21 protein-coding genes are annotated in these 18331 nt (G+C 38.0%); all 21 read right to left on the bottom strand.

Annotated features, from left to right (window positions below; all coding sequences use genetic code 11):
• Positions 1 to 1125, bottom strand: coding sequence for an o-succinylbenzoate synthase (gene menC, locus HCX62_RS11680; RefSeq protein ID WP_185639191.1), 1125 nt, complete (start codon positions 1123 to 1125; stop codon positions 1 to 3).
• Positions 1126 to 1860 carry a WecB/TagA/CpsF family glycosyltransferase gene (locus tag HCX62_RS11675; protein ID WP_185639190.1) on the bottom strand — a complete coding sequence of 245 codons (735 nt, stop codon included), beginning with the start codon at positions 1858 to 1860 and terminating at the stop codon, positions 1126 to 1128.
• A 130-nt stretch (positions 1861 to 1990) separates the two neighbouring features.
• The gene (locus HCX62_RS11670) at positions 1991 to 2821 is read right to left on the bottom strand and encodes a 3D domain-containing protein (RefSeq protein WP_185639189.1); all 831 of its coding nucleotides are present in this window, start codon (positions 2819 to 2821) and stop codon (positions 1991 to 1993) included.
• Between the two features lie 390 nt (positions 2822 to 3211).
• Positions 3212 to 3577 carry a single-stranded DNA-binding protein gene (locus tag HCX62_RS11665; RefSeq protein WP_185639188.1) on the bottom strand — a complete coding sequence of 122 codons (366 nt, stop codon included), beginning with the start codon at positions 3575 to 3577 and terminating at the stop codon, positions 3212 to 3214.
• A gap of 251 nt (positions 3578 to 3828) precedes the next feature.
• A complete protein-coding gene (gene fabZ, locus HCX62_RS11660; RefSeq protein ID WP_185639187.1) occupies positions 3829 to 4263 on the bottom strand; it encodes a 3-hydroxyacyl-ACP dehydratase FabZ in 435 nt (144 codons plus the stop codon).
• A gap of 21 nt (positions 4264 to 4284) precedes the next feature.
• Positions 4285 to 5280 (bottom strand): rod shape-determining protein MreB, encoded by a 996-nt coding sequence (mreB, locus tag HCX62_RS11655; protein ID WP_185392361.1) that lies wholly within the window; start codon positions 5278 to 5280, stop codon positions 4285 to 4287.
• A 161-nt stretch (positions 5281 to 5441) separates the two neighbouring features.
• Positions 5442 to 6734, bottom strand: a complete 1293-nt coding sequence (gene murA / locus HCX62_RS11650; RefSeq protein WP_185639186.1) for a UDP-N-acetylglucosamine 1-carboxyvinyltransferase — start codon at positions 6732 to 6734, stop codon at positions 5442 to 5444.
• Between the two features lie 178 nt (positions 6735 to 6912).
• Positions 6913 to 7149: a DUF1146 family protein gene (locus HCX62_RS11645; protein ID WP_003729246.1), complete on the bottom strand. Its 237-nt coding sequence runs from the start codon at positions 7147 to 7149 to the stop codon at positions 6913 to 6915.
• Positions 7150 to 7271: 122 nt separating this feature from the next.
• The gene (locus tag HCX62_RS11640; RefSeq protein WP_185639185.1) at positions 7272 to 7676 is read right to left on the bottom strand and encodes a F0F1 ATP synthase subunit epsilon; all 405 of its coding nucleotides are present in this window, start codon (positions 7674 to 7676) and stop codon (positions 7272 to 7274) included.
• A 21-nt stretch (positions 7677 to 7697) separates the two neighbouring features.
• The gene (gene atpD, locus HCX62_RS11635) at positions 7698 to 9119 is read right to left on the bottom strand and encodes a F0F1 ATP synthase subunit beta (protein WP_185639184.1); all 1422 of its coding nucleotides are present in this window, start codon (positions 9117 to 9119) and stop codon (positions 7698 to 7700) included.
• Positions 9120 to 9179: 60 nt separating this feature from the next.
• Positions 9180 to 10052, bottom strand: a complete 873-nt coding sequence (locus HCX62_RS11630) for a F0F1 ATP synthase subunit gamma (RefSeq protein ID WP_185506907.1) — start codon at positions 10050 to 10052, stop codon at positions 9180 to 9182.
• A 37-nt stretch (positions 10053 to 10089) separates the two neighbouring features.
• Entirely contained in the window at positions 10090 to 11604 is a 1515-nt protein-coding gene (gene atpA, locus HCX62_RS11625) for a F0F1 ATP synthase subunit alpha (protein ID WP_003723464.1), read from the bottom strand.
• 26 nt (positions 11605 to 11630) lie between these two features.
• Complete coding sequence (locus HCX62_RS11620) at positions 11631 to 12170, bottom strand: F0F1 ATP synthase subunit delta (protein WP_003732515.1); 540 nt, start codon at positions 12168 to 12170, stop codon at positions 11631 to 11633.
• Complete coding sequence (gene atpF, locus HCX62_RS11615) at positions 12167 to 12679, bottom strand: F0F1 ATP synthase subunit B (protein WP_008948770.1); 513 nt, start codon at positions 12677 to 12679, stop codon at positions 12167 to 12169. The genes HCX62_RS11620 and atpF overlap by 4 nt, the downstream gene beginning before the upstream one ends.
• Positions 12680 to 12766: 87 nt before the next feature.
• Positions 12767 to 12985, bottom strand: a complete 219-nt coding sequence (atpE, locus tag HCX62_RS11610; protein ID WP_003732517.1) for a F0F1 ATP synthase subunit C — start codon at positions 12983 to 12985, stop codon at positions 12767 to 12769.
• A gap of 71 nt (positions 12986 to 13056) precedes the next feature.
• The gene (atpB, locus tag HCX62_RS11605) at positions 13057 to 13773 is read right to left on the bottom strand and encodes a F0F1 ATP synthase subunit A (RefSeq protein ID WP_003732518.1); all 717 of its coding nucleotides are present in this window, start codon (positions 13771 to 13773) and stop codon (positions 13057 to 13059) included.
• A 6-nt stretch (positions 13774 to 13779) separates the two neighbouring features.
• The gene (locus tag HCX62_RS11600) at positions 13780 to 14178 is read right to left on the bottom strand and encodes an ATP synthase subunit I (protein ID WP_008948771.1); all 399 of its coding nucleotides are present in this window, start codon (positions 14176 to 14178) and stop codon (positions 13780 to 13782) included.
• Between the two features lie 193 nt (positions 14179 to 14371).
• Positions 14372 to 14542, bottom strand: a complete 171-nt coding sequence (locus HCX62_RS11595) for a hypothetical protein (RefSeq protein WP_020246732.1) — start codon at positions 14540 to 14542, stop codon at positions 14372 to 14374.
• A gap of 467 nt (positions 14543 to 15009) precedes the next feature.
• The gene (gene wecB / locus HCX62_RS11590) at positions 15010 to 16149 is read right to left on the bottom strand and encodes a non-hydrolyzing UDP-N-acetylglucosamine 2-epimerase (protein ID WP_185639183.1); all 1140 of its coding nucleotides are present in this window, start codon (positions 16147 to 16149) and stop codon (positions 15010 to 15012) included.
• 116 nt (positions 16150 to 16265) lie between these two features.
• Entirely contained in the window at positions 16266 to 16895 is a 630-nt protein-coding gene (gene upp / locus HCX62_RS11585) for a uracil phosphoribosyltransferase (protein ID WP_185639182.1), read from the bottom strand.
• Positions 16896 to 17031: 136 nt separating this feature from the next.
• Entirely contained in the window at positions 17032 to 18273 is a 1242-nt protein-coding gene (glyA, locus tag HCX62_RS11580) for a serine hydroxymethyltransferase (protein WP_185639181.1), read from the bottom strand.
• Positions 18274 to 18331 lie beyond the last annotated feature (58 nt).

Genomic DNA, 18331 nt, shown 5'->3' with positions numbered 1-18331 from the left:
TCAGCTCCATCCTTTATCTAGCAAAATTTCTTCTGTTGACTTAGTGTATTTTTGTAAAACGTTTAAATTTAAAGTCACTCCAATACCTGGATTGACCGGCACATTAAGTTTTCCTTGAATCAACGCAAATGCTGGTGAAACAATATCTTCATTGAAATAACGATTTGATGCAGAAATATCTCCCGGAAAAGTGAATTCATCCCGAGCGGCTAAGGCAATATTATGTGCTCTACCAATCCCAGCTTCGAGCATGCCACCACACCAGACAAGCAAATCATTATCCTTACAATACTTCACTATCTTGAGCGCCTCGGACATACCTCCAACACGTGCTAATTTTAAATTAACCGCCTGGCAGCTACCTAACATATGAGCTTGTTTCACATCATCTAGCGACCGAATATTTTCATCCAAACAAATTCGCGTCTTTAATTTTGCTTGTAACCAAGCGTGATCCACGAAATCTTTTGTTCCAAATGGCTGCTCAATCATTTCTAAATTATATTGATCTAATTCCTTTAGCAAGGAGAAATCTTCTCTATTATACGCTGAATTCGCATCTGCCATCAAGCTTAGATTTGGAAATTTTTTGCGCACAGCCTCTATAAATTGAATATCTTTATGTGGTGCGATTTTTAATTTCACTCTTTCATAGCCTTCATCCACATAACGACCAATTAATTGAACCAACGCCTCGACATCTTGTTGTAAACCAACGCTAACACCAACAGCGATCGAATCCTTTGTTGCTCCAATCATTTTGGCCAACGAACGCTTCTCACGCTTTGCAAAAGCATCCCAAACAGCCAGTTCCACAGCCGCTTTTGCCATTTCATTGCCTTGAATCCACCCAAACAACTGATTGACTTCTTCCGGGGTATGAATTTCTTTTTGTGCGAGTAGCGGAAGCAAATGCTGTTTAACAATCAAAATAGCAGTATCTAACGTCTCTTCCGTATAATCAGGTATCGGAAAAGCTTCCAACTCCCCGTATCCGCAAATCCCATCCTCGCTCACTAACTCAACAATATAAAAATCCTTACTTTTTAGTTCGCCATAACTAGTTTTAAACGGGGCAACGAGCGGCAGTTCTGCATGAATTAGCCTTGCCTTTCGAAAATACATTTACTCACCCTTTTTCAAACGCTTGCGCTCTTTGCGAATAACAAGCATAAATTGAGGTATTGCGAAAAAACGTCTCCATCTAGAAGGATTAGAAAGCAATCGGTATACCCATTCTAATCTCAATTTTATCCAAATTTTCGGTGCGCGCTTCACATTATCCGTTAAAACATCAAAGCTTCCTCCTACACCAATAAAAATTCCTTTAGTAAAATTGCTCAACTGTGACAAAATCCATTTTTCTTGAGCAGGAGAACCTAATGCAACAAAAATAACATCTGGTTGTGCCGCAAGTATTTCCTTAGCGATTTCTTCACTTTCTAGTGCATCAAAATAACCGTGATGAACGCCACAAACAACTGCTTCTGGATACTTTTCTCGTACGTTCGCTTCAACCGCTCGGCTCACTTCAGGTTTTGCCCCTAAAAAATAACACCGCAGAGGCTTTTTCAATAAACCGACCATCGTATCATAACCAGTCACGCGTTCTTTTAGAGGATCGCCAAGCTTTTCAGAAGCCATTATAATCCCAATACCATCGGGTACAATATAATCAGCCTGTCGCAAAATCGCTTCAAATTCTTTATCTGTCCGAGCATGCATAACAATTTCCGGATTAGCTGTAACCACAAATCGCCGCTCCTCATTTTGCGCAGCTTTATACAACTCCTCCACAAATCCTGCTTGCGTTGTATTATAAAAAGGTATATTTAAAATTGAAATTTCCTGCTTTTTCATATGTATCTCCTAAAAAACTTTATTATGTATAAGTTTATCATAAAATAAGGGCGCTTCCTATTTTTAATCTACAAAAAAGACTGTAAATAGCATTATGCCACTTACAGTCTTTTTTTATACAGGGATCAAATTAATCTAAAATTTGTACTTTAACTTGTTTTACACCCCAGTTGTTAACTTCTTGCACTGAGTTTAAATGTACATCAATTTTATTTCCTTTAATCGCACCACCAGTATCAGCTGCAATCGCTTGTCCGTATCCTTCAACATAAACTTTTGATCCTAAAGGAATTACAGATGGATCGACTGCAATAACACGTGGATTGTCATTCAAATCAATCCCAGTTGCTGTCATATGGCTCAAACCAGGCTCTGCTTTGCTATATGCAGTTGCAGTTACTGTTATCTCTTTCGAAACATTTCCTTGCGCTGATGAAGAGTTAGAAGAGCTATTGGACGATGCTTCGTTAGATGAAGTTGATTTTTGAGTTGTTGGTGCTGCTTTTTCTTCTTTTGGTTGTTCTGTAACTTTATTATTCGAATTATCTGCTGTTGAATTATTTTCGCTAGCTACTGCGTTACTACCAACAGATAATTTTTGGCCGACTAAAATTAAATCAGAAGAAAGATTATTCCATGATTTTAGTTGGTTAACTGTTACCCCATAATCTAAAGCGATATGACTAAGAGTATCTCCAGAGACTACCGTGTATTTAGAATTACTTGTAGGCGCAGTGGATTTTTCTTTTCCACTATTTACTTGTAGTGTTTGATTTGGAAAAATCAAATTAGAACTCAAATTGTTGTCTTCTTTCAATTGTTTTATAGAAACATTATTTTCATTTGATATTTTCCAAAGTGAATCACCATCTTGCACTTTATACTCAGCCGCAAAAGCTTGAGTTGAACCAGATCCTGCAATAATTAAACCAGCCGCAATGGCTACTACTGTTTTTTTCATGTACTTATTTTCCCTCCTTGATAACTTTCGAGGATAATCGTACCATATGAAATTAGCAGCTTGGTTACTAAAAAATTAAGCATGTATGACACAGCTTCTATTAGTATCGGTTTTCCTGCAATATTTGTAAATTGCCTTTATTGTCTGATTTTTATTTATCTTGGTTCTGTTTTAGAGGGAATTCTCCCTATCCTAGCTTGCTGTTGCGTTCTAGCCATTCATAGATAAACTTAAATATAGTTAAAATAGTGAACTAAATTTCTTCATCGACCAGAATTGGAAATTTTTTCCATTACAAACACAAGCTAAAATCATTCATATTCACCGCTTTTTCACTCAGTTTTTTGAAAACCCGCCATAAAATAGAGCCCTTTATAACAAAGTATTACATCATTCCTCTTCTTCTTGAAGGATATTAACTATACTTTCATCTTTATTTCTACTTGATAAATACCTAATCTGATGTACTAAAACCTCCGTAATATAGATTTTTTGCTCCTCTTTATTTAAATAATTACGCGATTGTAATTCCCCAACAATACCTACTAATTGTCCCTTGCTACAAAATTCTGCTGTTGCTTCTGCCCTTTTTCCCCAAATAACACATTGAATAAAATCAGCATCACTTTCTACTCGTTTATTTTTGCCAAACCGATTCAAAGCAAGGGTTAAATTCAACACAGCTCTATCTTCTGTAGTCCATTTTAATTCTGGTTCCTTCGTTAACCGTCCTACTAAAGTTACTTGATTAATCATATAATCGCCTCTTTCTTTTGGTGTATAGCGATTATATTGGATAAAATTTTCTTTGTAAAATTGCTAAAACTGCATTTTCACTAGGTCTAACTCACACAAAAGGCCATTTTCTCCTAATAGAAAAACACTGTTTCATGGGGGTAATTTACCCGGAAATGTCATTTTAGTACTTTGTAACCTTTTTAAAACCATGCTATTCTGAGAACATGAAAAAAGCACTAAAACCCATTTGGGCTTCAGTGCCAATCTTTTTATTTAGGTAAATCAGATAGAGCAAACATAATTTCAGCTTCACAAACCAAATCGCCTTCAACTGTTGCTTTCACTTTTGCTTTTGCGATTGCGCCTCTCATACGAGTAATTTCAGCTTCAAGTAATAGTTGATCTCCTGGGACAACTTGACGTTTAAAACGACAGCCATCAATTCCAGCAAATAAGCCAATCTTTCCTTTGTTTGCTTCACTTTGCATCATTGCAATTCCACTTGTTTGTGCTAGTGCTTCTACTATTAGTACGCCCGGCATTACCGGGTACTCCGGAAAATGTCCGTTAAAGAATTCTTCATTTACCGTTACATTCTTTATAGCAGTAACTTTTTTTCCTTCTTCAACAGAAATAACTCTATCTACTAATAAAAATGGATAACGATGAGGTAAGATTTCTTTGATTTTTTTAATATCTAACATATACATCCCCCAAATTCAACTTTAGAATTTATTACGTTTTTTATTTGTAAGTGAGTCAAGTAAAATGCCAGTACCAAGTGCTACTACATCTAAAGGATTCTCTGTAATTAAAACTGGAACCTTTAATTGCTCGGACATTAACTCGTCTAAACCATGTAGTAACGATCCGCCACCAGTCATGATGATTCCTCTATCAATAATATCCGCTGAAAGCTCAGGAGGTGTTTGTTCCAGAACTTGTCTAGCAGCTAGTACCATTAGGTGTAATGAATCATGGATAGCTTCTTCTACTTCAGAACTTGTAATCGAAATTGTTTTAGGTAAACCACTCACTAAATCTCTACCACGAATTTCCATTTTTTCTTCTTTAGCGCCTTGACTAGCAGTACCGATTGTAACTTTAATATTTTCAGCAGTTCTTTCACCAATAAGTACGTTATATTTACGTTTCACATAGTTTAAAATATCTGCATCCCATTTATTACCAGCAACTTTTACTGATTGACTAGTTACGATATCACCCATGGATAAAACAGCAACGTCCGCAGTACCTCCACCAATGTCAATAATCATATTACCAGAAGGCTCGAAAATATCCATTCCAGCACCAATAGCTGCAACTTTAGGTTCTTCTTCTAGGAATACTTGCTTTCCACCACTTTTTTCAGCAACTTCTCGAATTGCTTTTTGCTCGACAGAAGTAATATTCGTTGGACAACAAATTAAAATACGTGGCCGTGAAAAAAAGGTTTTTAAATTTAGTTTTTGTATAAAGAAACGCAGCATTTCTTGAACAATATCAAAATCAGCAATAACCCCATCTTTCATTGGTTTAATTGCCGTAATATCTCCCGGAGTTCTACCAACCATATCTCTTGCTTCTGATCCAACGGCTAGAACTTGCCCTGTCTTATTGTTCACAGCGACAACTGCAGGTTCGTTAACAACGATTCCTCTTCCTTTAACATGAATTAATACATTGGCTGTACCTAAATCGATACCAACATCTTTTGCCATTTATACTTTAACTCCTTTCGTGGTGTACACCTAATTTTACATCTCATTCTGAATTATAGCATAATTTATGGAAGGCTGGAATGTAAATTTTAGAACAACGTGGTTTTTTTACGATAAATAAAAAAACCGCATCCAAAAGATACGGTTTTTAACATTTGAAATTAGAATAACGAAGCTAAGTTTGTTACATCGATTTTGGAATCATCTACACGTTCAACATCCGCTCCAAGCGCTTGTAGTTTTCCGTGGAAATTATTATAGCCGCGATCAAGGTATTTCAACTCAGTCACTTGTGTATAGCCATCCGCCACTAGACCAGCCAGGATAAGCGCTGCTGCTGCACGTAAATCTGTTGCCGCAACTTCTGCTCCTTGCAATTTAGCAGGACCAGAAATAATAACAGAATGTCCTTCAATTTTCATATCAGCATTCATTCTGCGCATTTCTTCTACATGCATGAAACGATTTTCAAAGACAGTTTCTGTCATAATGCTTGTGCCTTCGCTCAACATTTGAATTACCATCATTTGTGATTGCATATCAGTTGGGAATCCTGGGTGTGGCATAGTCTTAACATCCACAGCTTTTAATTTGTCAGGACCGATAACACGAATACCGTTATCTTCTTCAATGATTTGAACGCCCATTTCTTCAAGTTTAGCAATTAATGAACTAATATGTTCAGGAACTGCATCTTCAATTAAAACATTTCCGCCTGTAATCGCAGCGGCAATCATGAATGTTCCAGCTTCAATACGGTCAGGAATAATAGAATGTTCAGTAGCAGTTAGTTCTTTAACTCCTTCAATTCTAATGACTTCTGTTCCCGCACCAATAACTCTAGCACCCATTTGATTAAGGAAATTGGCTAAATCAACAATTTCAGGTTCACGAGCAACGTTTTCAATTACTGTTGTACCTTCTGCTAAAGTTGCAGCCATCATAATATTTTGAGTTGCTCCCACACTAGGGAAGTCTAAGTATACTTTAGCGCCTACTAATTTTTCAGCAGTTGCTTCAATATAACCATTTTCAATTTTCACTACTGCACCCATTGCTTCGAAACCTTTTAAATGTAAATCAACAGGTCTTGAACCAATTGCACATCCACCTGGTAAAGCTACACGTGCAGAACCAGTACGAGCTAAAAGTGGTCCCATTACAACAATAGAAGCACGCATTTTACGAACGTACTCAAAAGGTGCATCAGAAGTAATTTCTCCTGTTGCATCAACTGTTACTTCATCATTTACAAAAGAAACGTCTGCATTTAGATATTTAAGAACCTCATTAATTGTGAATACATCAGACAAATTTGGGACATTTTTTAATACGCTAGTACCTTTACTCGCAAGTAATGTAGCAGCTATTACCGGTAATACAGCATTTTTGGCACCTTCCATTTTCACAGAACCATTTAACTGTTTTCCACCGCGTACAATAATTTTTTCCAAAAAGAACCCCTCCGCGTTACTAATAACTAAATCATTTATCGAATTTTATTAATCAAAATTTAAATTAAAACATATCTTAGTAATTCTACCACTTATCACCCTATAATATCAACTGATTTTAACGTAATATTAAAGTTGTTATAAACTTCTATTAATTTTTTACTATTATAGTACTTTATTAACCAAAAAAATTAATTAACTGTTTTGAGGCTGCTAAATAATCCAAGAAAAAGTTGCTTAATGTATAACCTAAGACTATTGAAATGATTACAAATAATAATCTAGCTTGTGTTACATGATTTTTCTTGATGAATTTTTCATAGTTAATAGCTTGTAATGCCCAGAAAGTAATAACAATAAATAGTAAATGTGAAATGATGATGACATATGGTGATTCCATAATAATATTATACATGTGTTCGCTCCTCATATTTCGCTACTATTCATTTTAACAAATACAGCTAGGAAAAAACAGTTAATACACTTATGAGTATATAAAAAAACTTCCTGGCACGAATACCAGGAAGTGAAAGATTATTAATTATGTTCTTTTGCGTGAATTCTGTTGATAGCCCTTTGTAGCGCTAGTTGAGCCATTACTTCGTCCACTTTTTGTTCTTTTGCTCGGCTAAGTTCGTCTTCTGCGCGTTCTTTTGCCTTTTCAGCGCGATCAATATCGATATCTTGTTCGCGTTCAGCAGTATCCGCGAGAATATTAACTTCTTCACCGTTTACTTCCATAAAGCCACCATTGACAGCGACCCATTCCTCACCAGACTCTACTTTTAAACGAACGATGTCGATTTTAAGTGGAGCGACTAGTGGAACATGGCCAGGTAAAATACCGAGTTCACCTGCTTTTGTTCTAGCAATAACCATTTGAGCAACGCCTTCATAAACAGGGCCGTCTGGAGTAACAATACTAACATTTAATGAACCCATACGTATTTCCTCCTGTTTTTATCAGACTTCAACGCCCATGTCTTTTGCTTTTTCAAGAACATCCTCAATGCGTCCAACTGAACGGAATGCATCTTCTGGAATATGGTCGTATTTTCCGGCTAATAAGTCTTTAAATCCTTTAACTGTTTCTTTAACAGGGACATAAGAACCTTTTTGGCCTGTAAATTGTTCTGCAACATGGAAATTCTGCGATAAGAAGAATTGTACACGACGCGCACGGGAAACGGATTGTTTATCTTCGTCAGATAACTCATCCATACCTAGGATTGCGATGATATCTTGTAATTCTTTATATCGTTGCAATAAGCGTTGTACTTCCGTTGCTACTGCATAGTGTTCTTCCCCAACAATGTCAGGAGAAAGCGCACGAGATGTAGAAGCAAGTGGATCTACCGCTGGATAAATACCTTGTTCAGTTAATTTACGTTCCAAGTTAGTTGTTGCATCTAAATGGGCGAAAGTTGTAGCCGGAGCCGGGTCAGTATAATCATCGGCTGGTACATAAATTGCTTGGATAGAAGTAACAGAACCAACGTTAGTAGATGTAATACGTTCTTGTAATTGTCCCATTTCAGTAGCTAGAGTTGGTTGGTAACCTACTGCAGATGGCATACGACCTAGTAAAGCCGAAACCTCTGAACCAGCTTGTGTGAAACGGAAAATATTATCAATGAAAAGAAGTACATCTTGGTGTTCTTCATCACGGAAATATTCAGCAATTGTTAAACCAGTTAGGGCTACACGCATACGCGCACCCGGTGGCTCATTCATTTGACCGAATACCATGGCTGTTTTTTCGATAACGCCAGAATCTTTCATTTCAAAGTAAAGGTCGTTCCCTTCACGAGTACGTTCTCCAACGCCTGCGAACACTGAAATACCACCGTGTTCTTGTGCGATATTATGGATAAGTTCTTGAATTAGAACGGTTTTACCAACACCCGCACCACCGAACAATCCGATTTTACCACCTTTTAAGTAAGGCGCAAGCAAGTCAACTACTTTAATTCCTGTTTCAAGAATTTCAGTTGTTGTTGCTAATTGATCGAAAGTTGGAGCTTCGCGGTGAATTTTATTACGTTTAATATCGCTTGGAAGTGGTTCGTCCAAATCGATGGTGTTTCCTAATACATTAAATACACGACCAAGAGTTACTGTACCAACTGGAACTGTAATTGGGCTTCCAGTATCAATAACTCCCATACCTCTTTGAACACCATCTGTTGATGCCATTGCGATTGTACGCACAACGTCATCACCTAATTGGATGGCTACTTCTAAAGTAAGTTGGCTAGTTGGTGCTTCTTCTGCATCAGATTTATATTCAATAACTAGGGCGTTGTAGATTTCAGGTAGGTCTCCACCTTCAAATTTAACGTCTACAACTGGACCCATAACTTGGATTACTTGTCCTTTAGACATGCAATTTTTCCTCCTCACTTACCTTCCCATTTATAGGGACGTTACAAGAAACGCCGACTTCTATTCGAGTGCGGCTGCTCCTCCGACGATTTCGGTAATTTCTTGCGTGATCGCAGCTTGGCGAGCACGGTTATATTGTAGTGATAAGTCACTGATTAAATCGGATGCATTGTCTGTCGCGCTTCTCATGGCAGTCATACGAGCAGCATGTTCAGCGGCTTTGGCATCCAGAAGTGCTCCGAAAATTAGGCTTTCCACATATTGCGGTAGTAGTACTTCAAGAATTTCTTGTTCGGAAGGCTCAAATTCATATGTAGTAAGGTCTACATCTGTTTCTTGGCCTTTTTCGTGAAATTCTGTCAGTGGCAATAATTGCTCTTTTCTTAGTTCGCTGGAAATAGAATTGATATGGTGATTATAATAAATGAAAACCTCGTCATAAACACCATCTTCAAACATTTGAACTGTGTTACTAGCAATATCTTTAATTTCCGCAAATATCGGATGATCTGTAATACCTTGTACTTCTAAAACCACGTTCATTTGACGCGCTTTGAAGAAGTCACGAGCAGATCTACCTACAGTGATTATTGCATATTCATCACTTGACGTATGCTTTTTATTAATTTCTTGGAATACTTCTTTGATTACGGAACTATTGTAAGAACCGGCAAGTCCAGTATCAGAAGTAAGTACGATATAACCAGTACGGTGAACAGGTCTAGATACAAGCATTGGATGATCGCTACTGTTACCAGTGCCAGCAACATGTGTTACTACGTCTTTAATTTTAGAAACGTAGGGCTCATATGAACGAGCATTAGATTCCGCACGACCTAGTTTTGCTGCTGATACCATTTGCATTGCTTTTGTAATTTGACTTGTTTTACGCGTAGAAGTTATTCGTTGTTTAATATCGATTAAAGATGCCAAAGATTTTCACCACCTTTGAATTTATTCCGAGTCTAAATTATTTTTCTTCAGAAGGAACAAATGTATTTTTAAATTCTTTTAATGCTGCTTCAAGTTTCGCTTCGTCAGGAAGTTTTTTCGTTGTACGAATTTCTTCCAAAAGCTCTGGGTGATTATGATCAAACCATGTATTCATTTCGGACTCAAAACGCAGTACATCATGAACTGGTACATCATCCAGATATTTATGAACAAGTGCATAAAGAATCAATACTTGTTTTTCAACTTTCAAAGGTTTGTGCAAATCTTGTTTTAGAACTTCTACTGTACGTTTACCACGTTCTAGTTTCGCACGAGTAGCTGCATCTAGGTCAGAACCGAATTGTGAGAAAGATTCTAGCTCACGGTAAGCGGCAAGGTCTAGACGAAGTGTTCCGGCAACTGTTTTCATTGCTTTAATTTGCGCTGATCCACCTACACGGGATACAGAAAGACCGGCGTTAATCGCTGGACGTACTCCGGAGAAGAATAAATCAGATTGCAAGAAGATTTGTCCGTCTGTAATAGAGATAACGTTTGTAGGAATATAAGCAGAGATATCTCCGGCTTGTGTTTCTACGAATGGAAGAGCCGTAATGGATCCGCCACCTAGGCTATCATTTAATTTTGCAGCACGTTCAAGTAAACGGGAGTGCAAGTAGAAAACATCCCCTGGATATGCTTCACGACCTGGAGGACGACGAAGTAATAGGGACAGCTCACGGTAAGCAGCTGCTTGTTTGGATAAATCATCATATACGACTAAAACGTGTTTGCCGTTATACATGAATTCTTCAGCCATTGCAACACCAGCATAAGGAGCCAAGTAAAGAAGTGGCGCCGGTTGTGATGCAGCAGCAGTTACTACGATGGTGTAATCTAACGCACCGTGATGACGTAAAGTTTCTACGGCATTACGAACAGTAGATTCTTTTTGACCGATAGCAACATAAATACAAATCATGTCTTGGTCAGCTTGGTTTAAAATAGTATCAATTGCTACAGATGTTTTACCAGTTTGGCGGTCACCAATGATTAACTCACGTTGACCACGACCAATAGGAACAAGTGCATCAATCGCTTTAATACCTGTTTGTAATGGTTCGTTTACCGATTGACGTTGCATAACACCAGGTGCTACGGCTTCAATCGGACGAGTTCCAGTTGTTTCAATTGGGCCTAAACCATCAACTGGTTGACCTAATGAGTTAACTACACGCCCAATAAGCGCTTCGCCAACAGGAACTTCCATGATTTTACCGGTACGACGAACTTCATCGCCTTCGCGGATTTCTGTGTAAGGGCCTAGAATAATGATACCAACATCATTTGTTTCTAAGTTTTGGGCCATACCCATTACACCATTTGAGAACTCTAGCAATTCACCAGCCATTGCATTATCGAGTCCATGAGCACGCGCAATACCGTCACCAATGTAGGTAACCGTACCAACATCACTCACTTTTAGTTCAGAATGATAATTTTCAATCTGCTGTTTTATGATTGAGCTGATCTCTTCAGCCTTAATGCTCATTGATTTCACCCCTCGTTAAACGGAAACTAGGCTTTAATTTGCCGTTCCATGTCCTTTAATTTCGTTTTTAGACTGTCATCATATATACGGGTTCCAATAACCACTTTGACTCCACCAAGAAGGGATTTATCAATGTGATTTTGAATGTTTAATTTTGTTTTGTTCATTTTCGTAGCAAATACTCTCGAGAGCGCCGTAAGTTCTTGTTCAGAAAGTGGGACAACAGAATAAACATCTGCATCCGCAACTCCTCGCAAGTCATTTACGCGTTTTTGGTAAACGTCCGCAATAACAGAAAGATAATCTTCTCTGCTACGGTCGATTAAAAGATAAATAAAATCTCTTAATGTCGGATTGATTTTTTCAAAAACAGCGCTGGCAAGATTTTTCTTTTGCTCGGTCGTGAAAGTAGGATTTTCAAGTAGTTTTACAAAATCTTTATTAGCTTTCAAGGCCGCTTTTAATTCAGTTAATTCTTCTGAAAAAACGTCCACTAAATCTTTATCTTGAGCTACTTGAAAAAGCGCATTGGCATAGCGACCTGCAACTTCCAAATCTTTACTCATTTGTCATCCCCTAGCCTTTCGATATAATCTTGGATAAGGTTAGATTGTTCTTTTTCATCCAGATTTTTTTCGATGACTTTCGATGCAATAAGAACAGATAAGGAACCGACTTGTTCGCGAAGAGCAGAAATAGCATCTTCTTTTTCACGTGCAATATCGGATTTTGCTTCTTCTTTTATACGTTCTGATTCACGTCTAGCAGTTTTGACAATTTCTTCGCGTTCTTTTTCACCAAGTTGTTTTGCGTTCTCAATCATTGTTTGAGATTCAATACGAGCTTGTTGTAAAACACTTTTTTGTTCAGCAAGTAATTTTTCTGATTGAGCGCGGTTTTCTTCTGCAGCATCAATTTCAGAACCAATATGCTCTTCACGCTCTTTCATAATACCCATAAGCGGTTTCCAAGCATAAATTCGGATTAAAACTAGCAAAATCGCGAAAGCAAAAAGTGTAAAGAATGCATCACCAAACGTAAATGCGGAACCAATTACTAAATGTGGTTGTAACACGCCAGTTTCACTCCTTTCTATACATTCGCTTGAATTATTCGTTCAAAACGAAAGAGATGAGGTTTTATTTCCTCAACTTCCTTCAAATTATTTATTAAGAACCATGAACGCAATAACAACAGCGATGATAGGAAGGGCCTCAACTAACGCAACACCAACGAACATGATTGATTGAAGCATAGAACGCGCTTCTGGTTGACGCGCAACACCCTCGACAGTTTTTGATACGATAAGACCATTACCAATACCCGCACCTAATGCACCTAATCCAACAGCAATAGCAGCTGCAATAACACCTAAAGACATATAATTATCCTCCTAATTTTTCTTAAAATTATTTTTTATTACTTTTATAAGTGACTTAATTGAAAGTTAGTTTAATGTTCGTCACTGACCTTATGTGACATGTAAACCATTGTCAGCATAGTGAAAATGTACGCTTGAATTGCCCCAATAAAGAGTGAGAACGCCTGCCATATAATCGCTGGAATTATCGCAAGAACACCTACAAATATATTAATATGTGCAAGTTGAGTAGCAATAATGGTTAACAAAACTTCCCCGGCAAAAATATTACCGTAAAGACGTAAACCAAGCGTTAATGTATTAGCAAATTCTTCTACTAATTTTAGTGGGAATAAAAATTTCATTGGACTCAAGTAAGTACCAACAAAGTAGTGCTTGAAACCACGCATTTTAATACCGTAGTAATGCGTTAAGCCAAGAACCATTATCGCAAGTGTTAATGTGACAATTGGATCCGCTGTAGGTGAACGCCACCATACTTCATCGTTTACTGCGATTTGTAATGGTAGTCCTAGCATGTTGGCAACGAAGACAAACATTAATATCGTAATACCAAGCACATGGAATCTCCCACCGGTTTTCCAATCCATATTACTATTAATAATACCTCTGACAAAATCCATAACCCATTCAATGAAGTTCTGCTTTCCGGTAGGACGGCGTTGCAGATTTCTGGTACAGATAATGGCTATTAGAAGAACGATGACACAAGTCACAGTAATCATCAAAATATTAGATAGATTAAAGTCGATCCCTAATAGGCTTATCGTTGGAAATTCCTCTTCCAATTAGGTTCACCCCTCTCTTTTTAAAAACTTTTTTCTGCGGTACATGGAATACGCAAAAAAATCTAGAAAAATAATTGCATATGCAAGCCCAAGTCCGATTACCATGCTATAAACATGAAAAAATTCCGGCAGTTGCGTCGCTATAATTGTAGCAAGTAACACGCTTCCCATCCGTAACGTCATTCCCATTCCATAAAAAGAACGATTTTCTGCCAAAGCTCTTGTCATTGCTTGTGTTCGTCTCATTAATATCCAGTAGTTGAACCAGCCGACGATTAAACCCAATTTAAGTCCCAAGAAAATATGTATATACGGGGTTAAAAACCATCCACAAAGACAAATAGCAATAAAAAGAACCATATACTTCTGATGACGATGATACATGCCGATTAGCGATTCTAACATTCAGGGCGCAATCCTTTCTTTTTCAAAAGATTTTTCTTTCCAGATGACCATTTTGAAATCTCAGGGAGTAAGTTTGGTTTGTGAAAACAAGCACATTTCCCCCAATTCATCCCAATCCCAAACACACATGAAAGCCTTATCAGCGTGTCAGTTCTTAGCATACAACAGCCAAAAGAGAAAAGTCAATACACTTTCACAAATTGTGAGTACATCTATTACTAATAGTACCACAATCGGACCCATCCATAAAAGAATAGCCTATTATTTCTGAGATTTTTTTGATTTCAAAATCTATCTGTTTCTTAGATTGCCACGCCAGAATTATTTTTGTCCATTTAACAGCAACCAACACCTCCGTAATCATTGGGAAAACTTGTATCCTGTTCGTGTGATATTTCACAAAAAAGGCGACAATAACTTTCTTTCGCACAAATAAAAAAACTTCTACCATAATTGGTAAAAGAATTCGATACGATTATTCGCAAATTTCGCGACCGAAAGTTCTTTTCCCAAGAAAAAGAACGGAAAAAACAGCCGGACTCACTTATCATGAGCTGCATTTTGATATAGAGTGCCCGTATAAATTCCAATTCAGTCAACGCAAACCTAGCGTCGGCGGGATTGTAGTGAATACTGAGCGCAGTCTTCTATCCCTATGCTACAAACAAGCTATTTTTTGGGCTCTTATATTAATAACATTGACCATCTTATCACATGTAACATAAAAGAACTAGTGAAAATCGAGCGTGTAACATATCTGTAACAATAAGGCGCTTTCATTCCAAATAAAGAGGAAAACTAGACTTTTAACGCCTAGTTTCCCGCTGTGTTTTACACGATAAAATCTTCTGGTCGTTCGCTTCCATCAAACTGACTTTTGATTGCTGCTAAAATTCTGTTCGCAGCGAAACCATCGCCATATGGATTAGCTGCTTGCGCCATTTTATCGTGGCTTTCTTTATTATCAAGTAAATCTAATGCTTCTTTTATCAGATTTTCTTTATTCGTTCCAATTAGTTTCAACGTCCCAGCTTCGATTCCTTCTGGACGCTCGGTCGTATCACGTAAAACTAAAACTGGCACACCCATACCTGGTGCTTCTTCTTGGACGCCACCTGAATCGGTAAACACAAGATAAGACTTGCGCAAGAAATTATGAAAATCAATCGCGTCGAGTGGTTCGATTAAATGAATGCGTTCGTGCCCACCTAAAATTTTCGTCGCTTTTTCTCTAACAGCTGGATTCAAATGCATCGGATAAACAAGTTCAACGTCCTCACGACTTTCCACGATTTCACGAACTGCTTCGAACATCCCTTGCATCGGATCGCCTAAATTTTCCCTACGGTGAGCAGTCATAAGTATTAGACGATTGTCGCCAAGATTTTCTAGGATTGGATGGTGATAATCTTTTTGAACAGTCGTTTTAAGTGCATCAATAGCCGTATTTCCAGTCACAAAAATAGTAGCCGGATCTTTTCCTTCCGCAAGCAGATTTTCTTTCGCCTGTTTGGTTGGAGAAAAGTGCATATCAGCCATAACACCCGTTAATTGACGATTCATTTCTTCTGGAAATGGTGAATATTTATTCCAAGTTCTAAGTCCAGCTTCGACATGCCCGAGCATTTTTTGTTGATAGAATGTCGCAAGCCCGGCAGCAAAACTCGTTGTTGTATCGCCGTGAACTAAAACGATATCCGGATTCTCCGCGGCGATAACTTCATTGATTCCGTTCATTACGCGTGAAGTTATATCGGCTAGGGTTTGGCCTTTTTTCATAATATCTAAATCAATATCGGGTTTTATATCAAAAATTTCTAAGACTTGATCCAACATTTCGCGGTGTTGAGCTGTAATAACAACCGTTGATTCAAACGTTTCTGGTTCTTTTTCTAATGCCAAAACGAGCGGTGCCATTTTTATTGCCTCTGGTCTTGTACCAAAGATACTCATTACTTTGATTTTAGCCAATTTCGAGCCTCCTTATAAAAAAACTCCTCAGAAATAGCTCGACAAAAAATTTTTCAGTTTGCCAGAAGCAGCACTGTTTATAATTCCTTATCTCACTATATCGAGGAGAATGTTAATTATTTAGTTCCGAATAATCTATCGCCAGCATCTCCTAAGCCTGGACGGATATAACCATTTTCGTCTAGCTTCTCGTCTAAGCCAGCTACGTAGATTTCTACGTCTGGATGTGCGTCTTGAAGCGCTTTGATGCCTTCAGGAGCAGCTACTAGACACATGAATTTCATGTTGCGAGCGCCGCGTTTTTTCAAGCAATCGATAGCCATAATCGCGGATCCACCAGTTGCAAGCATTGGATCTACAACGATGAAAAGACGTTCTTCCACGTCAGAAGGTAGTTTTACAAAATATTCTACTGGTTCAAGTGTATCATGGTCGCGGTAAAGACCTACATGACCTACTTTAGCAGCAGGGATTAGTTTTAAAATACCATCTTGCATACCAAGACCAGCTCTTAAAATAGGTACAATACCTAATTTTTTACCAGTAAGTGTTTTAGCAGTTGTTGTTTGTAGTGGTGTTTCTACTTGGATGTCTTCGAGTTCCATATCACGTGTAATTTCGTACGCCATTAATGTAGCGACTTCATCTACAAGTTCGCGGAATGCTTTTGTTCCCGTATTTTTATCTCGAATGATTGTTAATTTGTGTTGTACTAGTGGGTGATCAATTACGTGTACATTTGCCATCGATTAGTTCGCTCCTTTGATATTGAAAATTTCCTTCTCTTATTGTATCAGAACAAGACACAAGTGCAAGGATTAATTTGCTATACATGAAAAAAACCGGTTTTCTCTATAATTAGAAAAAACCGGAATCATTATTTTATAAACTTGGATAAAGCGGATATTCATTTGTTAAAGTTGCAACACGTGCTTTAACATCTGCTAAAACTTCTTCATTTTCTAGGTTATGCAACACTTCTGAAATAAGTACGCCAACTTTTTCAATCGCAACTTCATCGAATCCACGGGTTGTCACTGCAGCAACACCCACACGGATACCACTCGTTACAAATGGGCTTTCTGTTTCAAATGGGATGGTATTTTTGTTCACGGTAATACCAACTTCATCTAAAACTTTCTCAGCAGCTTTCCCTGTTAAGCCAAGTGGTTTTAAATCAATTAATAGCAAATGATTATCTGATCCACCTGTTAAAACGGCAACATCATTTGCTTGAAGCGTTTCTGCTAATTTTTTAGAGTTACGAATAATTTGCTCACAGTACGTAGTGAATTCCGGTTGTAATGCTTCGCCAAATGCCACTGCTTTCGCTGCGATAACGTGCATTAACGGTCCACCTTGAATTCCTGGGAAAATGGATTTGTTTAATTTTTGTTCCCATTCTGCTTTGGCTAAAATCATTCCGCCGCGAGGTCCACGAAGGGTTTTATGTGTTGTTGTCGTTGTAAAATCAGCATAAGGAACTGGGTTTTGATGTAAACCAGCGGCAACAAGGCCAGCGATATGCGCCATATCGACCATTAAGTATGCCCCAACTTCATCAGCAATTTCACGGAACTTAGCAAAATCAATTTTACGTGGGTATGCACTTGCGCCTGCTACGATCATTTTTGGTTTATGTTTTAAAGCAGCTTCACGGACGATATCATAGTCAATTTCTTTTGTATCTTCACGCACGCCGTATTCAACAAAATTGTATAAAACGCCACTGAAATTCACGGGGCTACCATGTGTTAAATGCCCACCATGTGAAAGGTTCATACCAAGCACTGTGTCGCCTGGTTCAAGTACAGCATGATAAACTGCCATGTTTGCTTGAGCGCCTGAGTGAGGTTGAACGTTCGCATATTCAGCACCAAATAATTTCTTCGCTCGATCACGTGCTAAATCTTCCACGATATCCACGAATTCACATCCGCCGTAGTAACGTTTTCCTGGATAGCCTTCTGCATATTTATTCGTTAATACAGAACCCATTGCTTCCATTACTTGCTCACTAACAAAATTCTCAGATGCGATTAATTCGATATTCGCGCGTTGTCTACCAAGCTCTAACTTAATTGCATCAAAAACTTCCTTATCTTGCTTTTGTAAATAGACCATCTGTGGACCCCATCCTTTTCTGATAAATTTTTCAAGTGAACTGTTATGTATTATCTTT

Source organism: Listeria swaminathanii (genome assembly GCF_014229645.1).
Classification (GTDB): domain Bacteria; phylum Bacillota; class Bacilli; order Lactobacillales; family Listeriaceae; genus Listeria; species Listeria swaminathanii.
Note: the sequence above shows the minus strand (reverse complement) of the source record. Positions and strands in the feature narration are given on the sequence as shown.